Annotated in this window: 4 protein-coding genes; all 4 read left to right on the forward strand. The window is 72.2% G+C overall.

The genetic code is table 11. The annotated features are described in order from the left end of the window. Positions 1-166 precede the first annotated feature (166 nt). The 4 genes from JYJ93_RS01380 to JYJ93_RS01395 all read left to right on the forward strand — a co-directional run bounded on the left by JYJ93_RS01380 (position 167) and on the right by JYJ93_RS01395 (position 21,486). Positions 167-8,680 carry a non-ribosomal peptide synthetase gene (locus tag JYJ93_RS01380; protein ID WP_206785974.1) on the forward strand — a complete coding sequence of 2,838 codons (8,514 nt, stop codon included), beginning with the start codon at positions 167-169 and terminating at the stop codon, positions 8,678-8,680. Continuing rightward, positions 8,677-11,523: an amino acid adenylation domain-containing protein gene (locus tag JYJ93_RS01385; protein ID WP_206785976.1), complete on the forward strand. Its 2,847-nt coding sequence runs from the start codon at positions 8,677-8,679 to the stop codon at positions 11,521-11,523. The genes JYJ93_RS01380 and JYJ93_RS01385 overlap by 4 nt, the downstream gene beginning before the upstream one ends. 29 nt (positions 11,524-11,552) lie before the next feature. Beyond that, positions 11,553-12,677, forward strand: a complete 1,125-nt coding sequence (locus JYJ93_RS01390; protein WP_206785978.1) for an inosamine-phosphate amidinotransferase 1 — start codon at positions 11,553-11,555, stop codon at positions 12,675-12,677. A gap of 64 nt (positions 12,678-12,741) precedes the next feature. Continuing rightward, positions 12,742-21,486, forward strand: a complete 8,745-nt coding sequence (locus tag JYJ93_RS01395) for a non-ribosomal peptide synthetase (protein WP_206785980.1) — start codon at positions 12,742-12,744, stop codon at positions 21,484-21,486. Positions 21,487-21,510 lie beyond the last annotated feature (24 nt).

The raw sequence follows: 21,510 nt of genomic DNA on the forward strand, positions 1-21,510 counted from the left end.
CCGGTGTTGGAATTGAAACCTGGATGGTTGTCTTTGGGCCGGAAGAAACCAGTCATCAAGGATTTTACAGGGCTCAAGTATATCAATGCAAGATTTGACAGACATGCATTGGCCGTGACACATGAATGTCGTCTTCCAAGCCATACATCGCGTGGAGCCCAACGACATGTCACCGGCGAGCCTGATTGAACTCCTGCGTCTACGTTCAGCCGAGGCGCCAGGACATCAGGGCTACACCTTCCTGGTGGATGGTGAATCCGAGGAAGCGGCGCTCACCTATGGCGAGTTCGACCGGCAGGCGCGTGCCATTGGCGCGTGGCTCCAGGCGAACGGGGCGCGGGGAGAGCGGGCGCTGCTCCTGTTCCCGCCGGGCAACGAGTACCTGACGGCCTTCTTCGGGTGCCTCTACGCGGGCGTGGTGGCGGTGCCGGCGTATCCGCCGGACGTGACGCGCCTCAACCGCAGCCTGCCGCGCCTGGAGGCGATGGTGCGGGATGCGCGGGCGCGCTTCGTGCTCACCACGGAGATGATCCACGGCATGGCCGGGATGCTCTTCGAGCAGGCGCCGGAGCTGGCGGGGCTCACCTGGGTGGCCACGGACGCGCTGGCGCCGGGGCTGGAGGACGGGTGGAAGGACCCGGGCGTCACGGGGGACGCGCTGGCGTTCCTCCAGTACACGTCCGGCTCCACGGGCAGCCCCAAGGGCGTGATGCTGACGCATCGCAACCTGCTGGCGAACCTGGCGCTCATCCACCGCGCGTTCGGCCACTCGCGCGACAGCAAGGGCGTCATCTGGCTGCCGCCGTACCACGACATGGGGCTCATCGGCGGGCTGCTCCAGCCGCTCTACGGCGGCTTCCCCGTCGTGCTGATGTCGCCCATCGCGTTCCTGCAGCGGCCGTTCCGCTGGCTCCAGGCGGTGTCGCGCTACGGGGCCACGACGAGCGGCGGCCCCAACTTCGCCTACGACCTGTGCGTCCGGAAGGTGAGCGCCGAGGAGCGCGCGACGCTGGACCTGAGCCGCTGGAAGGTGGCCTTCAACGGCGCGGAGCCCATCCGGCCGGAGACGCTGGAGCGCTTCCACGAAGCCTTCGCGCCGCAGGGCTTCCGCAGGGAGGCCTTCTACCCCTGCTACGGGCTGGCCGAGTCGACGCTCATCGTCACCGGGCACGCGCTGGGCACGGCGCCGGTGACGGACGGCGTGAACCTGGTGGGCTCCGGCCGGGTGCTGGAGGGGAACACGGTGCGGCTGGTGGACGCGCGCACCGGCCGCGAGTGCGCGCCCGGCGAGGAGGGGGAGATCTGGGTGGCGGGCGCCAGCGTGGGCCAGGGCTACTGGGAGCGGCCGGAGGAGAGCGCGCGCGTCTTCCACGCGCGGGTGGAGGGGGCGGGCCCGGACGATGGGCGCTACCTGCGCACCGGCGACCTGGGCGTGCTGCGCGGCGGTGAGCTGTTCGTCACCGGGCGCATCAAGGACCTCATCATCCTGCGCGGGCGCAACCTGTACCCGCAGGACGTGGAGTCCACCACGGTGCGCGTGCACCCCGCGCTGCGGCCGGGCTGCACCGCGGCGTTCTCCGTGGAGCTGGAGGGCGAGGAGCGGCTGGTCATCGTGCAGGAGGTGGACGCGCGCCACGCCGGCACGAACCTGGAGGCGCTGGCCCGGAGCATCCGCGAGGCCGTGGCGCAGGCGCACGACGCGCAGGCGCACGACGTGGTGCTCATCCAGGCGGGCTCGCTGCCGAAGACGTCCAGCGGCAAGGTGCAGCGCTACGCGTGCCGTCAGGCGTGGCTCGCCGGGGAGCTGGAGGTGCTGGGGCAGAGCACGCTCCAGTCCTCCGTCCCGTCCGTGCCCACGCTGAGCCCGGAGCAGCTGCTCGCGATTCCTGAGTTGGAGCGCGCGGCGTTCCTGGAGGCGTCGCTGGTGGACGCGGTGGCGGCGCGGCTGCGCCTTCCCCGCGCGCACGTCGACGCGGAGCGGGCGCTCATCAGCCTGGGGCTGGACTCGCTGGCGACGGTGGAGCTCAAGAGCGACCTGGACGCGTGGCTGGGCACGGACACGTCCCTGGCGCGGCTGATGGACGCGGTGAGCCTGCGGGCCCTGGCGCGGGAGCTGGTGGGCACGTTGGGGCAGCGGCCGCTCGCGCCCACGGTGTCGGGGGACGCACTGGGACGCCACCCGGTGTCCGAGGGACAGAAGGCGCTCTGGCTGGCGCAGCGCCTGGCGCCGGAGAGCACCGCGAACCACCTGGCCTTCGCAGTGCGCTTCCACACGCCGGCGGATGTGCCCACGCTGCGTGAGGCGCTGACGCGGCTGGTGGCACGGCACCCGGCCCTGCGCACCACCTTCCACCTGGAGCACGACGGTGAGCTCGTGCAGCAGGTGCACCCGGCCAGTGGCGGTGGGCTCCTGAGGGACGCGACTTCGCTTCCGCTGGAGGACTCTCCGCTGCGGGACGCGCTCGCCACGGAGGCTTCTCGCCCGTTCGACCTGGAGCAGGGGCCGCTCTTGCGCGCCTCGCTGTACGCCCACGCGGGCGGTGGCCAGGTGCTGCTGCTCGCGGCGCACCACCTCATCCTGGACCTGTGGTCGCTGGCGCTGCTCGCTGAAGAGCTGCACGGGCTCTATCCCGCGTTGAAGGATGGACGGGCTTCCGAGTCCCCCTCTCCGGCCCTGCGGCCCTCGGACTTCGCCCGCTGGCAGCGCCCGTTCCTGGAGGGCCCGGACGGTGAGCGGCTGTTCTCGTACTGGCACAAGCAGCTGGACGGCGTTCCGGACGTGCTGGAGCTGCCCACCGACCGCGCCCGTCCGGCGGTGCGCGCGTTCCGGGGTGCAGCGTGCACCTTCCGGCTGGACGCGGAGCTGACGCGGCGGCTGCGTGCGCTGGCGCGTGAAGAGGGCACGACGCTGTTCTCGCTGCTGCTCGCCGCGTGGCAGGTCCTGCTCGCGCGGCATGCGGGGCAGGAGCGCTTCGCGGTCGGCTCGCCCGCGGCAGGGCGCACGCGCTCGGGTCTGGAGGACGTGGTCGGCTACCACGTCAACCCGGTGGCGCTGGTCGCGGACCTGTCCGGGGACCCGTCCTTCCGCGCGCACCTGGGCCGGGTCCGGCGCACGGTGCTGGAGGCGCTGGAGCACCAAGAGTATCCCTTCCCCCTGCTCGTGGAGCGGCTGCGGCGTCCGCGTGACGCCAGCCGGTCTCCGTTGTTCCAGGCGGTGTTCGCCTGGGAGCAGCCGCACCGGCGCGAGGAGCTGACTCCGCTGGTGCTGGGCCTGCCTGGCGTGCGCGTGCGCTTCGCGGGGCTGGAGGCGGAGAGCGTGCCGGTGGAGCTGGGCACGGCGCAGTTCGACCTCGCGCTCCAGATGGCGGATGCGCCGAGCGGGCTGGACGGCGCGCTCCGCTACGACACGGACCTCTTCGACGCGGACACGGCGGGCCGCATGGTGGCGCGCTTCACGTGCCTGCTCGCGGGCATCGCGGCGGACTCGGACCAGCGCGTGTCGGCCCTGCCGCTGCTGCCGGACGCGGAGCAGGAGCGCGTGCGCACATTCAGCGCGGGAGTTCCGGTGTCCGCGTCCTTCACGCCTGTTCACCACGCCATCGCGGCCCGTGCCGCGCTCGCGCCCGAAGCGTTGGCCATCGCCTCGGATGGACGACAGTGGACGTACGGAATGCTGGAGCAGCAGGCCCGCGTGCTCGCGCGAAGGCTGCGCCAGCTGGGCGTGGGGCCGGACGTGCGCGCCGGTGTGCTGATGCACCGCTCGCCGGAGCAGGTGCTGGCGCTGCTGGGCATCCTCAAGGCGGGCGGTGCGTACGTGCCGCTGGATCCGGACGCACCGCAGGCGCGGCTGGAAGCACTGTTGGAGGACGTGGGCGCGGCGGTGGTGCTCACGACTCCAGAGCTGCGTTCACGACTGCCCGCGTCCGTGCAGGTGCTGGACGACGTGACGGCTCAGGCCCACGGCGTCGTGAACACCTCACCGGAACAGCATCCACGAGTGCCCGCGTCCGTGCGGGTGCTGGACGACGTGACGGCTTCGGCCCACGGCGCGCCGGACACCGAGCTGGACTCCACTCCCGACGCGGCCCACCTCGCCTACGTCATCTACACGTCCGGCTCCACTGGGCGTCCCAAGGGCGTGCAGCTCACGCACGGTGGCCTGGCCCACTTCGCGGGTTGGTACCAGCGGACCTTCGCGCTGTCGCCCGCGGACCGGGCCACGCATCTGTCCACGCCGGTCTTCGACGCGTCCGTGCTGGAGGTGTGGCCCGCGCTCATCTCGGGCGCCAGCCTGCACCTGCCCGGCGATGACGTGCGCGCCCTGCCGGAGCGGCTCGTCGAGTGGCTCGCCGCCGAGCGCATCACGCACACCTTCCTCACCACCGCCCTCGCGGAGGGCGTGCTCGGACAACAGTGGCCCGAGACGCTCACGCTGCGCGAGCTGACCACCGGCGGAGACCAACTGCGTCGGCGGCCCTCCGCGCGCACTCCCTTCCGCGTCACCAACCTCTACGGCCCCACCGAAGGCACCGTGGCGGCCACCTTCGCCCCGGTCGGATCCGGGGACGCGGCGTCCGGCCTGCCCACCATCGGCCGGCCTCTGGACGGCATGCACGTGCACGTGCTCGACGCGTCGCTGCGGCCCCAACCGCTGGGTGTCGCGGGTGAGCTGTGCATCGGTGGGCCGGGCGTGGCTCGCGGCTATCTGGACCGCCCCGACCTCACCGCTCGCGCCTTCGTGCCGGATCCCTTCAGCACGGTTCCCGGCGCGCGCCTGTACCGGACCGGCGACCTCGCGCGCGTGCTGCCGGACGGCGAGCTCCAGTTCCTGGGCCGGCTCGACCATCAGGTGAAGCTGCGCGGCTTCCGCATCGAGCTGGGGGAGATCGAATCCGTCCTCCAGCGTCACCCGGACGTGCGGCAGTGCGTGGTCGCGGTGCGCGACGAGCCTCCCACGGGCAAGCGCCTCGTCGCCTACGTCGTCGCCGCGCCGGACGCGGCGCTCACCGGAGCCACGCTGCGCGAGCACGTGCGCCGCGAGCTGCCGGAGGTGATGTGCCCCGCGGCCTTCGTGCTCCTGCCCGCGCTGCCGCTGACCCCTACGGGCAAGGTGGACCGTCAGGCCCTGCCCGCGCCCGAGCTGGAGAGTCCCACGTCCCCCGAGGACGCGGCGCCGCGCACCGCCACGGAGCAGAAGCTCGCGGGCCTCTGGACCGAACTGCTCGGCGGCACCGTGGGCCTGCACGAGGACTGGTTCGCGCTCGGCGGCCACTCGCTGCTGGCCGCGCGGCTGCTCGCCCGTGTGCGCGAGGTGTTCGGGGTGGAGTTGCCCCTGCGCACACTGTTCGAGGCGCCCACGGTGGCCTCGCTCGCCGCGCGCATCGACGGAGGCGTGCGCGCTCCGACTCCCGGTCCCGCGCTGAAGCACCGGCCGGACCGTGCGCCGGAAGCGCCGCTGTCCTACGCGCAGGAGCGGCTGTGGTTCCTGGACCAACTGGAGCCCGGCGACGCGCGCTACCACCTACCCGCGGCGGTGCGCCTCCAGGGCCCACTGGACGTCGCGGCGCTGCGCCGAGGCCTCGATGAAGTGGTCCGTCGCCACGAGGCGCTGCGCACCACCTTCTCCCAGCACCAGGGCCGCGCCACCCAGCGGGTCCACGCACACGTCCCCTTCGAACTGCCCGAAGTCGACCTGAGCAACCTGTCCCCGACTGCGCGCGACGCGGAGGTGCACCAGCTCGCGAAGCAGGAGGCCCGCGCTCCGTTCTCGCTCGCCCAGGGCCCTCTGCTGCGCGGCCGTCTGCTGCGGCTGGGCACGGACGAGCACGTGCTGCTGCTCACGCTCCACCACATCGTCGCGGATGGCGAGTCCGTCGCCGTGCTGCTGAGGGAGCTGGGCGCGCTCTACGTCGCGTTCTCCATGGGCGCGCCTCCGGCGCTCGCGCCGCTGCCGCTCCAGTACATCGACTTCGCGCTGTGGCAGCGCGAGTGGCTGGCGGACGGCGTGCTGGAGCGTCAGCTCGCGCACTGGAAGCAGCGGCTCGCGGGCGCCCCTGGCGTCCTGGAGCTGCCCACGGACCGGCCCCGGCCCGCGGTGCGGACACTCGCGGGCGGCCGTCACGCGGTCCATCTCCCGGCGGCGCTCGCCGGAGGACTCGCGGAGCTGGGCCGGAGCGAAGGCGCCACGCCGTTCATGACGCTGCTGGCGGCGTTCCAGATGCTGCTGCTGCGCTACACGGGCCAGGACGACCTCGTCGTGGGCTGCCCGCTGTCCAACCGCACGCGCGTGGAGACCGAAGGGCTCATCGGCTTCTTCGTCAACACGCTGCCCCTGCGCACGGACGCCTCCGGCAACCCCACCTTCCGCCAGCTGCTGGGCCGGGTGCGCGAGTCCGTGCTCGCGGCGCACGAGCACCAGGACGTGCCCTTCGAGAAGCTGGTCGAAGCGCTCGCGGTGGAGCGCGACCTGGGCCGCACGCCGCTCTTCCAGGTCGCGTTCTCCTACCAGGACGCGCCCCTGCCCTCCCGCGCCCTCCAGGGGCTGCACCTGACGCTGCTGGAGTCCGAGTCCGCTCCGGCGAAGTTCGACCTGGATCTCGCGCTGGAGCGCGGCGAGGACGGCGGGCTGACCGCGCGCTTCGAATACGACGCGGACCTCTTCGACGCGGCCTCCATCGCGCGCCTCGCGGAGCACTTCCACGTGCTGCTCTCCAGCATCGCGGCGGATCCCGACGGCCACGTGGGCGACCTGGCCCTGATGACGGCCGAGGAGCGGACCACGCTGCTCCACGGGTGGAACCCGCGCCCGGTGGCGCCGCCGTCCCACGTCTCCGTGCACGCGCGCTTCGGAGCCTGGGCGGAGCGCACGCCGGACGCGCTCGCGGTGGCCTTCGCGGGCGAGGCGCTCACCTACGGTCAGCTCGAAGCCCGCGCGAACCGGCTGGCCTGGCACCTGCGAGACCTGGGCGTGGGGCCTGACGTGCCCGTCGTGCTCTGCCTGGAGCGCTCGACCGCGTTCGTCGAAGCGGCGCTGGGCGTGCTCAAGGCCGGCGGCGCCTACGTTCCGCTGGACCCCTCCGCGCCCCCGGAGCGGCTCCAGTCCATCCTGGAGGACGTCCGCGCGCCGGTGCTCCTGGCTTCGCGAAACACCGCCGCACTGACGCTTCCGCCGGGCTGCCAGTGCCTGCTCGCGGAGGACGGCTTCGGCGCCACCGGTGCGCCCGCGCACGCCCCGCCGGAGCTCACGGGTCCGCGCCACCTGGCGTACGTCATCTACACGTCGGGCTCCACCGGCCGCCCCAAGGGCGTGGAGCTGGAGCACGCGGGCCTGGCCCACCTGGTGGACTGGCACCAGCGGACCTACGCGCTGACGCCGGAGGACCGCACGACCCAGGCCGCCGGGCCCGCGTTCGACGCCGCGGTGTGGGAGCTGTGGCCCACCCTCGCTGCCGGCGCCAGCCTCCACATCGTGGATGACGAGGTGCGCGCCCTGCCGGAGCGCCTCGTCGCGTGGCTCACCGGGGAGCGCATCACCCGCTGCTTCCTGCCCACGCCGCTCGCGGAGGCGGTGCTCACGCAGCCTTGGCCCGCGAATACCGCGCTGCGCACGTTGCTCACCGGCGGAGACCGGCTGCACCGGGGCGCGCCCGAAGGCACCCCGTTCCAGCTGATCAACCACTACGGCCCCACCGAGTGCACGGTCGTCGCCACCTGCGGCCCGGTGTCCGCAGGCGCGGTGAACCCGCCCATCGGGCGTCCCATCGCGAACACCCAGGCCTACGTCCTGGACGCGCGCCAGCAGCCCGTCCCCGTGGGCGTCCCTGGCGAGCTGTGGCTGGGCGGCCTGGGGCTCGCTCGCGGCTACCTGAACCACCCGGAGCTCACCGCGCGCGCCTTCGTGCCCCACCCCTTCGACGCGCGCGACGGCGCCCGCCTCTACCGCACCGGGGACCGGGTCCGCTTCCTGCCGGACGGAGCGCTCGAGTTCCTGGGCCGCACCGACGCGCAGGTGAAGCTGCGCGGCCTGCGCATCGAGCTGGGCGAGGTGGAGTCGCTCGCGCTGGAGCACCCCGCCGTGCGACAGGCCATCGCCACGGTCCGCGAGGACGGGCCTGGCGGCAAGCGGCTGGTGCTCCACGCCGTGGTGGCGCCGGGCCAGGCGTGCACGGAAGGCGACCTCAAGGCCCACCTGCGCCGCCGGCTGCCGGAGTCCGTGATGCCGTCCGCCATCATGTTCCTGGACGCGCTCCCGCTCACCCTCAACGGGAAGGTGGACCGGCGCGCGCTGCCCGCGCCGGACGCCACGCCCCGCGCGGACGGCGTGGCGCCTCGGGACGCCACGGAGCAGCGGCTGGCGGACATCTGGACGGAGCTGCTCGGGACGCCCCGGGTGGGCGTCCACGACGACTTCTTCGAGCTGGGCGGCAACTCGCTGCTCGCCACCCAGGTCATCTCGCGCGTGCGCGAGTCCTTCGGCGTGGACGTGCCCCTGCGCAGCGCCTTCGAGGCGCGCACCGTGGCCGCGCTCGCGCAGGTCGTCTCAAGGCAGGCGGAGGTCCGGAAGCAACCCCTCCTCACGGCACGCGCACCAGCAGAGGCGCCGCCCCAGGTGGAGGGGCTGTCCGAAGCGGAGCTGGACGCACTCATCGCGGAGCTCGAAAGCGGAGAAATCGAATCATGAGTGATGTGAAGCAGTCCTCCGCGTTGGAGGAGAAGCGCGCCCGCGCCCGGGCCCTCATCCAGCAGCGCGCGGCGAAGCCCCGGGCCTTCCCGCCCTCCTTCGCCCAGCAGCGGCTGTGGTTCCTGGACCGGCTGGAGCCGGGCAGCCACCACTACGGAATCCCCTTCGCCGTGCGCCTCAGCGGAGCGCTGGAGCGCGGCGCCCTGGAGAGGAGCTTCCAGGAGATCGTCCAGCGCCACGAATCCCTACGCACGACCTTCCAGGCCCGTGAGGGCGAGGCCGTGCAGGTCGTGGGGCCCGCGCCCGAGCTGCCGCTGCACGTGGTGGACCTGGGCGGGCTGGACGCACGGGAGACCGCGCGCCGCGTGCGCGAGCTGACCGCCGAGGACGTGGCCGCGCCCTTCGACCTGGAGCGCGGTCCGCTGATCCGCTGGAAGCTGCTGCGCCTCTCGGACACCGAGCACATCCTGCTCTTGTCGATGCACCACATCGTCTCCGACGGCTGGTCCATCGGTGTGTTCGTGCGCGAGCTGGCCGCGCTGTACGCGGCGTTCCTCCAGGGTGCGCCCTCGCCGTTGCCGCCGCTCAAGGTGCAGTACTCCGACTTCGCTCGCTGGCAGCGCGACTGGCTCCAGGGCGACGTGCTGGAGGAGCAGCTCGCGTACTGGCGCGCGCACCTGGCGGACGCGCCCACCGCGCTGGGCCTGCCCACGGACCGTCCGCGTCCTCCGGCCCAGACCTTCCGCGGCACGCAGCTGCCCCTGGGCGTGTCCCCGGCCGTCACCGCAGCGCTGAACACGCTCTCCCGCCAGGAAGGGGCCACGCTGTTCATGACCCTGCTGGCCGCGTGGCTGGTGCTGCTTCAGCGCTACACGCGCCAGGACGACCTCGTCGTCGGCACGCCCATCGCCAACCGCAACCGCGCGGAGACCGAGGGGCTCATCGGCTTCTTCGTCAACACGCTGCCCCTGCGCACGAACCTCTCCGGCGACCCGCGCTTCACGGAGCTGGTGGGCCGCGTGCGCGAGACGGCCCTGGGCGGCTTCGCCCACCAGGACGTCCCCTTCGAGAAGCTGGTGATGGACCTGCGCGTGAAGCGGGACCTGAGCCGCTCGCCGCTCTTCCAGACGATGTTCGTCCTCCAGAACGCGCCGCTCCAGCCGCTGGCGCTCCCGGGGCTCACGCTGACGAACCTGGAGCTGGAGACGGACACCGCCAAGTTCGAGCTCACGCTCACGCTGGTCGAGACGTCCGGCGCGCTGACGGGCTGGCTCGAATACAACACGGACCTCTTCGACGCCTCCACGGCCGACCGGCTGGCGCGGGCCTACGAACGCCTGCTCGAAGGCATCGCGGAAGACCCTCAGCGCCGCGTCTCCGCCCTGCCACTGCTGGACGCGGCCGGACGCCAGCAGGCGCTGGAGTCCTTCCACCCGCCCGCGGTGCCGCTGTCCCCGCGCCCCCTGCACGTCCTCTTCGAGGAGCAGGCGCGGCGCACGCCGGACGCCATCGCGGTGGAGTGCGAGGACGACGCCCTCACGTACGCGGAGCTGGAGCGCCGGGCCAACCGGCTCGCGCACCTGCTGCTCGCGTCCGGCCTGGAGCCCGAGGAGCGCGTGGCGTTGTGCCTGCCCCGCTCGACGGAGGTGCTGGTGTCGATGCTCGCGGTCATGAAGGCCGGTGGCGCCTTCGTGCCGCTGGACGCCGGAGCCCCCGCGCAGCGCCTGGCCCTGATGGTCGCGGAGTGCCGCGCCCGCTACGTGCTCGCGCCCGCCTCGCTCGCGGTCAAGCTGCCGGTGCCGCCGGAGGCGCGCCTGGAGCCCGGCGCATGGCGGCAGGAAGGCTTGGCGGAGACGCCTCCCGCGCGGACCGTCCACCTGGAGCAGCTGGCCTACGTGGTGCACACGTCCGGCTCCACCGGAGTGCCCAAGGGCGTGATGATCTCCCACGCGGGCATCGCCAACCGGATGCTCTGGGAACAGCACGCGCTGCCGCTGGGGCCGGAGGACCGCGTCCTCCAGGTGGCCTCGTTCGGCTTTGACGCCTCCATCTGGGAGTTCTTCCGCGCGCTGCTCGCGGGGGCCCGCGCGGTGATGGTGCGCGACGGCGCGCACCAGGACAGCCGCTACATCGCGGACCTCATGGCCCGGCGCGGCGTCACGCAGATGAACGTGGTGCCGTCGCTGCTGCGCGTGGTGCTGGAGGAGCCCCGCATCGCGGACTGCCACGCCCTGCGCACGGTGGTCTGCGGAGGCGAGGCGCTGACCACGGACCTGGTGGACCGGCTCGCGCAGCACTCCTCCGCGACGCTCTTCAACTTCTACGGCCAGACGGAGGTCTCCATCGACGCCACGTGGTTCACCTGCGCGCCCGGCATGGCGCGCAAGGCGGTGCCGCTGGGCCGGCCGCTGGGGAACATGAAGATGCACGTGCTGGACGCGCGCGGACAGCCCGCTCCCCCGGGCGCGCCCGGCGAGGTGTACCTGGGCGGCCCGGGCCTCGCGCGCGGCTACTTCCAGCGCCCGGACCTGAGCGCGGAGCGCTTCGTGCCGGACCCCTTCGGCCCTCCGGGCTCGCGCCTGTTCCGCACTGGTGACCTGGCCCGCCAGCTGCCGGACGGCGAGCTGGAGTTCCTGGGGCGCGGCGACCACCAGGTGAAGATCCGCGGCGTCCGCGTGGAGCTGGGCGAGATTGAAGCGGCGCTCCGCCAGCACCCCGCCATCCAGGACGTGGTGGTGCTCGCGCGCGAGCAGGCCGTGGAGCCCGAGCCCGCCGCGATGGATCCGCGCCTGCTCCCGCTGGAGCCGCCCGCGCGCGGCCCGTCCCCTCATCCCCTGCCCTGACCCTCATCCCCCCGAGGAGTAGACACGCCATGCAACGCACCAACCTCCAACTGGCCTCGCAGCACCCGTCGTTGGTCCCGCAGCCCCAGTCGCAGCCGGTGGTCTCCTCGCACACCGAATGGGATCCCCTCGAGGAGGTCATCGTCGGCGTCGCGGACGGCGCCACGGTGCCCTCGTGGCACGTGACCCTCAAGTCGACCATGCCCCGCAAACACTGGGGCTTCTTCCAGGAGCACGGCGGTAAGCCCTTCCCCCAGGACATGGTGGACGCGGCCAACCGCGACCTGGACGAGTTCGCGCACATCCTGGAGGCCGAGGGCATCCGCGTCCGCCGCCCCGAGCGCGTCTCGCACGCGAAGCCCTTCTCCACGCCGGACTGGCACTCGCCGGGCGGCCTCTACACGGCCATGCCCCGCGACCTGCTGCTCGTCGTGGGCGACCACCTCATCGAGACGCCCATGCCGTGGCGCTCCCGCTATTTCGAGGTCCACCCCTACCGCAAGCTATTGAAAGAATACTTCCAGGCGGGCGCGCGGTGGACCTCCGCACCCAAGCCGCAGCTGACGGACGAGTCGTTCGACGACACCTGGGAGGTGCCGGGTGACGACGAGCCCATGCGCTACGCCCTCACGGAGTTCGAGCCGCTCTTCGACGCGGCGGACTTCGTGCGCTGCGGCCGGGACCTCTTCTACATCCGCAGCCACGTGACGAACGCGTTCGGCGTGGAGTGGCTGCGGCGGCACCTGGGCAGCGAGTACCGCATCCACGAGCTGAAGTGCCGGGACACCAAGCCCATGCACATCGACACGACGTTCATGCCGCTGGCGCCCGGCAAGCTGCTGGTGAACCCGGAGCGCGTGGACGAGCTGCCGCGGATGTTCAAGTCCTGGGACATCCTCCAGGCGCCGCCGCCCTGCGCGTCGGACGACCTCATCCTCTACTTCAGCGGCAAGTGGCTGAGCATGAACATCCTCATGCTCGATGAGCAGCGCCTCGTCGTGGACAAGAACGAGCACACGCTGATCCGCGCGTTCAAGGACTGGGGCTTCAAGCCCATCACCTGCAACTTCACCCACTTCTACCGGCTGGGAGGCTCGTTCCACTGCGCCACGCTCGACGTGCGCCGCCGTGGCGTCCTCCAGTCCTACTTCTGAGCCCAGGCCGCGCGCGTCGCATCCGCCCCTTTACGCCGACACCCTTCCCCAGGACCGCTCCAACATGTCGTCCACGCACCACCGGCTCTCCGAATCCCCTTCCGAACAGCGTGAACCGCCGGCCCGAAACCTGGCGAGGGAGGACGCCCCCGCGGCGCCCTCCCGGGAGCTGGTGGCCTACGTCGTCCCGAGACAGGGCCAGACGGCGCCCACCGTCGAGGAGCTGCGCGGCTTCCTCAAGGAACGGCTGCCGGAGTCGCTCATCCCGCAGGCGTGGATGCTGCTGGAGTCGCTGCCCCTCACGGTCAACGGCAAGGTGGACCTGCGCGCGCTGCCCGCGCCCCTGCGCCCCCAGGCGGCGCAGGCCTTCCTGCCGCCCCAGGGCGCGACGGAGGAGCTCATCGCCGGCACCTGGGCGAGCCTGCTGCGCGTGCCCCGCGTGGGACGGCACGACAACTTCTTCGAGCTGGGGGGCCACTCGCTGCTGGCCACCCAGGTGATGTCCCGCCTCAACTCCGCGCTCGGCACCGAGCTGCCGCTGCGCATCCTCTTCGAGTCGGCCACCGTGGCGGGGCTCGCCGCCCGCGTGGACAGCGCGCGCGCGGAAGCTTCGGGGGAAGCCCTGCCGCCGCTGGTCCCCGCGCCACGTGACTCGCCCCTGCCGCTGTCCTTCGCGCAGCAGCGGCTGTGGTTCCTGGACCAGTTGGAGCCCGGCCTCACCGCCTACAACGTCGCGGGCGCGGTGCGGCTGTTAGGCCCGCTGGACGTGCAGGCCATGGCGAAGAGCCTCCAGGCGCTCGTGCAGCGCCACGAGACGCTGCGCACCACCTTCGCGCTGGTGGACGGCCAGCCCGTGCAGCGCGTGCACCCCACGGTGGAGGTGCCGGTGCACGTGGAGACCCTGTCCGGCGCCAGCGAGGACGCCGTGCGCCAGCGCGTGGAGGAGGAGGCGCGCCGGCCCTTCGACCTGGCCACGGGCCCGCTCCTGCGCGCGCGCCTGCTGGACCTGGGCGGCATGGAGCACGTGCTGCTCGTCACGATGCACCACATCATCTCCGACGGCTGGTCCATCAGCGTCTTCGTGCGCGAACTGGCCGCCTTCTACGGCGCCTTCACCTCCGGGCAGCACGCCGCGCTCGCGCCCCTGGCCGTGCAGTACGGAGACTTCTCCGTGTGGCAGCGCCAGTGGATGCGCGGCGAGCGGCTGGACGCGCAGCTCGCGTACTGGAAGCAGCAGCTGGCCGGAGCACCGCCCTCGCTGGAGCTGCCCACCGACCGGCCCCGCCCGGCCGCGCAGCGCTACCGGGGCGCGCGCCATGCCTGGAAGCTGGGCAGGGCGCTGACGGACGCGCTCCAGCAACTGTCGCGCCGCCAGGACGTGACGCTCTTCATGACGCTGCTCGCGGGCTTCAACGCGCTGTTGGGCCGCTACGCGCGCACGGAGGACGTGGTCATCGGCAGCGCCATCGCCAACCGTGGGCACGTGGAGACCGAAGGGCTCATCGGCTTCTTCGTCAACACGCTGGCCCTGCGCACGGACCTCTCCGGCGACCCGCGCTTCGTGGAGCTGCTGGCCCGCGTGCGCCAGACGACGCTGGGCGCCTACGCCCACCAGGACGTCCCCTTCGAGAAGCTGGTGGAGGCGCTGCAACTGCCGCGCGACCTGAGCCGCCCGCCCCTCTTCCAGGTCATGTTCGCGCTGCAGAACATGCCGCCGCCCCGCCTGGAGCTGGACGGCCTGACGCTGACGCCGGTGGACGTGGAGACCGGCTCCGCGCAGTTCGACCTGACCCTGAGCCTCACCGAGGACAAGGACGGCCTGGTCGCCTGGTTCGAATACAACACCGACCTCTTCGACGCGGCCACCGTCCAGCGGCTCGCGGGCCACTACCAGACGCTGCTCGAGGGCGCCGCGAAGGACCCGCGCCAGCGCCTCTCCCGGCTGCCCCTGCTCACCCCCGCGGAGAACCAGCGCCAGCTTCTGGACTGGAACCGCACGGACGTGCCCTGGCGGCGCGACGAGTGCTTCCACGAGGTCTTCGAGGCCCAGGTGGACCGCACGCCGGACGCCATCGCGGCCACGTGTGAAGGCCGAAGCCTCACGTACCGGGAGCTGGACGTGCGGGCGAACCGGCTGGCGCACCACCTGCTCTCCGCGGGCGTGTCCACGGACCGCATCGTCGCGCTGTTCCTGGACCGGGAGCTGGAGTTCCTCATCGCCATGCTCGCCGTGTGGAAGGCGGGCGGGGCGTACGTGCCCATCGACCCGGCGCTGCCCCGGCACCGGCTGCGCTCCGTCGTCGAGCAGAGCCAGTGCGTGATGCTGCTCACGGAGGAGCGCCACCTCGCGGACGCGCGGGACATCGCCTCCGGCCGCCTCGTCGCGCGGGTGACGGAGCTCCTGGAGCAGGACGCGCCGTGGACGCGCCCGGACGTGCACGTGCCGCCGGAGGCGCTCGCGTACGTCATCTTCACCTCGGGCTCCACCGGCATGCCCAAGGGCGTGATGATCGAACAGGTCGGCATGCTCAACCACCTGCGTGCGAAGCAGCACACGCTGGGCATCACCGCGAAGGACGTGGTGGCGGAAATCGCCACGCCCAGCTTCGACGTGTCGGTGTGGCAGTTCGTCTGCGCGCTGCTCGTGGGCGCGCGCACGGCCATCTTCAAGGACGAGTCCGCATGGGAGCCCGTCCAACTGCTGGCCAGGATGCGGGATGAACGGGTCACCGTCCTGGAGACGGTGCCCACGCACATGCGCATCATGCTGGAGGAGATGGAGGCCAACCCCGGCCGCTACGACCTCTCCGGCATGCGCTGGTTCATCGTGAACGGTGAGCCGCTGCTGCCGGAGCTGTGCGCGCGCTGGTTCAAGCTGTGGCCGGGCGTGCCCATGGTGAACGCCTACGGCGCCACGGAGGTCTCCGACGACAGCGCGCACTACCCCATGCTGTCCGCGCCCTCCATGCACTGGGCCAGCTTGCCCATCAACGGCACGCTGCCCAACCTCCAGGCGTACATCCTGGACACCTTCCTCCAGCCGGTGCCCATCGGCGTCGCGGGGGAGATGTACATCGGCGGCGTCGGCGTGGGGCGCGGCTACCTGGGGGACCCCTTCAAGACGGCCCGCTCGTTCGTGCCGGATCCGTTCGCCACGGAGCCCGGCCAGCGGCTGTACCGCACCGGCGACCTGGTGCGCTTCCTGGAGGACGGCAGCATCGAGGTGCTCGGCCGCATCGACCACCAGGTGAAGATCCGCGGCTTCCGCATCGAGATTGGCGAAGTGGAGTCCGCGCTCGCCCAGCACCCGGGCCTGCGGGACTCGGTGGTCATCGCGCGCGGGGACAAGGGCCACGCGAAGCGGCTGGTGGCCTACGCCGTCCTCAAGGAGCCAGAGGCCGTCACCCCGGCCGCGCTCGCGGAGTACCTGTCCAGCCGGCTGGCGGACTACATGGTGCCGTCCGCCTTCGTGCTGATGGATGCGCTGCCGCTGTTGCCCAACGGCAAGGTGGACCGCAACGCGCTCCCCGCGCCGGGAGAGGGCGACCTGGGGTCGCTCACCGCCTATGTCGCGCCCCGCACGCCGCTCGAACAGCGGGTCGCGGACGTCTGGGCGGACCTGCTGGGCCTGCCCCGCGTCGGCGCGGAGGACAACTTCTTCGCGCTCGGCGGGCACTCGCTGGTGGCCATCCAGTCCAACGCGAAGCTGCGCGCCCTCACCGGCGTGGAGCTGTCCGTGCGCGACCTCTTCGAGGGCCAGACGGTGGCGCGCATCGCGCAGCGCATCGAGGCCTTGCGGAGCGCCCCCACTGACGGCGCCGCGCCGGCGGTGGCGCTGCCGCCCCTGCGCAGGCTGGAGCCCCGGGCGCACTACCCGCTGGCCACGTACCAGTTCCCCGAGTGGTACATGCACGAGCTGGAGCCGGACAGCCCGTTCTACAACGTGTGCATCGGCGACCTGGTGCTCACCGGTGACCTGGACCTGGACGCCTTCACGCGCGCCTGGCAGACGCTGGTGGACCGCCACGACATCTTCCGGCTGCACTTCGGCTACGTGGACGGCCAGCCCGTGCAGTTCGTCCGCCCGCACGTGGCCGTCACCCGTGAGTCGCTGTACCTGGATCGGCGCGACGTCCCGGACGCGGACTTCCACGCGGAGGTGCAGAAGCTGGCGCGCCAGCACAGCGGGATGTCGCTCGACTTCGAGAACGGCCCGATGTTCCACGTGAAGCTCGCGCACTTCTCCGGCGGCCGCTTCCTCGTCCTCTTCCTCGTCCACCACATCATCTGGGACGAGACCTCCACCATGAACCTGGCGCGGGAGCTGAGCGAGCTCTACAACGCCCTCCGCGCCGCGCGAGCCCCGCGCCTGCCGGAGCTGCGGCTGGGCTACGTGGACTACGCCGCGTGGATCCACGACGCAGTGGCCTCCGGCGCCCTGGAGCCCCAGCGCCGCTACTGGCTCCAGAAGTTCGCCACGCTCCCGCCACCCCTGGAGCTGCCGCTCGACTTCCCGCGCCCCGCCTTCCAGACGTTCAACGGCGCGGAGGTCCACCGCGTCATCCCGAAGGAGCGCGCCGCCGCCATCGACGCCTTCGCCCGCAGGCACCACACCACGCTCAACATCGTCTTCCTCTCCGCGCTGCACGCGCAGCTGCACCGGCTGAGCGGACAGCGGGACTTCGTGGTGGGCACGCCCATCGCCAACCGTGATGACGAGCGCGTGGCGCCGCTCCTGGGGCTCTTCGCCACCGCGCTGCCCATGCGCTGCACGGTGCGGCCGGGCATGACCTTCCAGCAGCTCTTGGAGGACACGCGTCAGACGGCGGCGGAGGCGTATGACCACCACGTCTACCCCAGCGTGCTGGCCATCCAGGAGCTGAACCCGGACACGGACCTGTCGCGCAACCGGCTCTTCTCCGTGATGTACGGGTTGCAGAACAACAAGCTGCGGCTCGCCGACGAGGTCCGCTTCGACGGGCTCCAGCTGGAGTTCCTGCGCGGCATCGAGGTCGCCGAGAGCGAGACGTCCAAGTTCGACCTCACGTACATCGTGGACCACGTCGCCCAGGGCGTCATCGTCCGGCTCAACTACAACACCGACCTGTTCAAGGCCGCGACCGCGGAGCGGATGCTGGAGCAGTACCTCTCGCTCGTCGAACAGCTGGTGGCGGACCCCACCCGCGCGCTCGCGGACTACCGGATGCTGTCCACGACGTCGGAGCAGCGGCTGCTGCACGCGTTCAACGACACGGCGCTGCCCTACGACGCGGACACCGGCGTGCACCGCTTGGTCGAAGCGCAGGTGGAGCGCACGCCGGACGCGGTGGCGCTGTCCTGGGAGGGCGGACACCTCACGTACCGGCAGCTGGACCAGGAGGCCAACCGCTGGGCCCACCACCTGCGGGCCCACGGCGTGGGTCCGGAGGACCGGATCGGCGTGCGCCTGGAGCCGTCACCGCGGTTGGTGCTCGCGCTGCTGGCCGTGCTCAAGGCGGGCGCCGCGTACGTGCCCGTCAGCCCGGAGCATCCGGAGGAGCGTCAGGCCCAGGTGCTCGACACCGCCGGAGCCCGGCTGCTCATCACCGAGGGGCCGCTGGCCACCAGCCTCCAGCGCCCGGGGCTGGCGGTGCTCTCCATGGACGCGGAGAGCGCGGCCGTGGCGTCCCGTCCCTCCACTTCTCCGGAGGGTTCGCTGGGTGGCAGGGCCCTGGCCTACGTGCTGTTCACGTCGGGCACCACGGGCGTGCCGAAGGGCATCGAGATCGAGCACCGGGGCATCGCCAACGTCGTCGCCTCCACCCAGCGGGACTACGCGCTGGACGCGAGCGACGCGGTGCTGCTGCTCACCTCGTTCACGTTCGACCCGTTCGTGCTGGACCTCTACTGGCCGCTGACCGTAGGCGCGCGCGTGGTGATTCCGCCGCACGCCGCGGCCCGCTCGCCCCAGCACCTGGCGGAGGTGGTGCGCCGTGAGTCCATCACCCTGTTCCAGTGCGTGCCCCTGATGCTGGGGGAGCTGGTGGACGCGCGGCGTGCCGGGCGCATCCCGGAGCTGCCGTCGTTGCGGCGGGTCCTCTCCGGCGGCGCGTACCTGCCGCGCGAGCTGCGCGACGCGTTCGTCGCGACGTTCCCCACCCGCCTGGCGAACCACTACGGCCCCACGGAGGTCACCGTGGACGCCAGCCGCTTCGACTGCGCGCGGCCGGTGGACGGCGACATCGTCCCGCTGGGCCGGCCCATCGCCAACACGCGCCTATACCTGTTGGATGAAGCGCTGCGCCCCGTGCCCTTCGGCGTCACCGGCGAGCTGTACGTGAGCACGCCGGGGCTCGCGCGCGGCTACCTGGGCGACCCGGCGCGCACCGCTCGCGCCTTCCTGCCAGACCCCTTCGGCCAGGAGCCGGGCGCGCGGATGTATCGCACCGGAGACCTGGGCCGGTACACCGAGGCGGGCGACGTCGAGTTCATCGGCCGCGTGGACAAGCAGGTGAAGGTCCGCGGCAACCGCGTGGAGCTGGAGGAGATTGAATCCCGGCTCGCCGCGCACCCGGCGGTGGCGGGATGCATCGTGCGGCACGCGAAGAAGCCCGGCGGCGGCGACGGCCTGGTGGCCACCGTGGAGCTGCACGAGGCCGCGAGCACGCTCCAGGGCGAGGGCCTGCGCTACCGCATGTTCACGCTCGCGCAGCGTCCGGAGCTGAAGCGGGCCATGGACGACCTGCACGTGGGCGCGTGGCCGGACTTCTTCGCGGGGGACACGGTCCTGCGCGAGTTCTGGCCGAGGCTCGCGGAGGAGTTCGCCGCGCACCAGTTCGCGCTCGTCGACGAGAACGACGCGGTGGTGGCCGCCGGCAACGCGCTGCCCATCCGTTGGGACGGCACGCGCGAGGGCCTGCCCGCGGGCTGGGACGCGGGGCTGCGGCAGGGCTTCGAGGACGCGGCGCGCGGCGTGCCCGCCGACACGCTGATGATCCTCACCGGCGTGGTGGCCGAGGACGCCCTGGGCCGGGGACTCGCCACGCTCATCCTGCGGGGCTTCAAGGTGCTGGCGCGCGCGCACGGGCTGGGCCGGGTGGTCGTCCCGGTGCGGCCCACGGGCAAGGCGTCACGTCCGGACCTGTCCTTCGAACAGTGGTGCCACGCGCGCCGCGAGGACGGACAGCTCCAGGACCCGTGGCTGCGCATCCACGAGCGCGTGGGAGGCCGGATGCTCCACGTGGAGCCGCGCTCGCAGTACATCCGCGGGGACCTGGCTTCGTGGGAGCAGTGGAGCGGCCAGCGGCTCACCGCGTCCGGCGAGTACGCGCTCCCGGGCACCATGCAGCCGGTGACGGTGGACGTGGAGCGGGGCGTCGCCGAGTACTTCGACCCAAGCGTGTGGATGGAGCACCCGCACGCGGAAGGTGAATCCGCCGCGTGGCAGCTCCTGGACGGAGCCCGCCTCCAGAACTTCCTCGCGAAGACGCTGCCGGACTACATGCTGCCGGAGCGCTACCAGTTCGTCTCGCGCCTGCGCCGCAACCTCAGCGGCAAGGTGGATGAGCGCGCCCTGCCCCCGGCCTTCGGTGACGAAGGTCCCGCCGCGCCGATGGTCGCGCCCCAGACGCCGCTCCAGGAGCGGCTGGCGGAGCTCTGGAAGGACGTGCTGGGCCTGCCCACCGTGGGCATCCACGCGGACTTCTTCGAACTGGGCGGGCACTCCATGCGAGCCCTCCAGTTGCTCGCGCGCATGACCGACCAGTTCGGAGTGACGCTGGGCCTGCGGCAGTTGCTCAAGCACCGCACCATCCACCGCCTGGAGAAGCTCGTCGGCGAAGCCCTTGCCGCCCGCGCACCTACTCCAGACACGGCGCCCGCCATCCCAGCCGTGCCCGTGGTGGAAGCGGCCCCTGCGCTCTCCCCCGAGGGACGGGGCGAAGCCGTAGGTCACCATGGTGAGCTGCTCCAAGGCGTGTTCCGCGACGCGGACGGGCGCCTGCATCGGGGCCTGCTGTCGCTGCCCTGCGGCATGCTGCGCTCGGATGCGCGCTTCCAGCTCACGTCTGGTACGGGGCTCACCGTGGAGCCCACGTGGAAGACCAAGGCGGCGAGGGCCGCCGCGCTCACCTTGGAGTGGGCAGGCGTGGAGCCGCGCGGCGGGCATCTGGTGGTGCACAGCAACATCCCGGTGGGATGGGGGCTGGGCTCCTCCACGAGCGACGTGGTGGCCACCATCCGCGCCGTGTCCGCGGCGTTGGACCGGCCGCTGACACCGGAGGACACCGCGCGGCTGGCGGTGAAGGCGGAGACGGCGTCGGACTCCACCATCTTCGGCAACAGCGCGCTCATCTTCGCGCATCGCGAGGGCGTGGTGCTCCAACGCTTCAGCGGAGAGGTACTCGACCTGCGAGTGGTGAGCATCAACCTGGACCCTGGTGGCAAGGGCGTGGACACCCTGGCCCACGCGCCCGCGCGCTACGACAGCGAGGAGATCGAGCAGTTCCATCGCCTGCGTGCCGCACTGGAGCGGGCGCTAGCAACGGGGGACTACCGGCTGCTGGGCGAGGTGGCCACGACCAGCGCGCGCATCAACCAGCGCTTCCTGCCCAAGCCCCACTTCGACCTGCTGCTGGAGGTGATGGAGGCCTCCGGAGCGGTGGGGCTCCAGGTAGCGCACAGCGGAACAGTGGCGGGCCTGCTCTTCGACCCGCGCACGCCCGACGTGGAGGCGCGGCTGTCCAAGTGCCAGGCGCTCCTAAAGGAGCGGGGTCTCCCCGACACGTGGCGTTTCTCCAGCCACGACCGGAGCAAGCCCGCCTCCGCCTGAAGCATTCTCAAGCGGGAAGCCGGT

The organism is Corallococcus sp. NCSPR001 (assembly GCF_017309135.1).
GTDB lineage: Bacteria > Myxococcota > Myxococcia > Myxococcales > Myxococcaceae > Corallococcus.